Consider the following 356-nt stretch of genomic DNA (forward strand, 5'->3'; position numbering starts at 1 on the left):
TTGGCTAGGAAAAGCCTCGCTCTCACGAGCTCTCGTGATGCCGGATTACGGCTGTTGCTGTTTGTCGTGAGCCTGCTGTTACAGAACGTCTGGCGCTATCTCCACTGGATGTACGTGGCGGCGCCCCGCCGCGGGGGGCGCCGCCTCTTGGAGTGGTCGTTCGTAGAGTTCTGTGAGATGGTGCTCCGTGCTGCCTGGACAGCACTCGGTGTTCGTCGATCTGTTCCAGCGAACCAACCGCTTGACAGCCGGTTCTTCCGGTAGTTGTCCTTGGATTAGGGCAGCGTTGGTGAGTGGCAACGCCGTCGCGGCGGCGGCTGATCGCCGCCGACAGCGACTGGATGCCGGTAGAACTC

At 61.8% G+C, this 356-nt stretch carries 1 pseudogene; it reads left to right on the forward strand.

The features are described from left to right. Positions 1-264, forward strand: a pseudogene (locus O2S87_RS18970) (ISH3 family transposase); the annotation flags it as partial. Positions 265-356 lie beyond the last annotated feature (92 nt).

It is taken from the genome of Halohasta sp. A2, assembly GCF_056175805.1.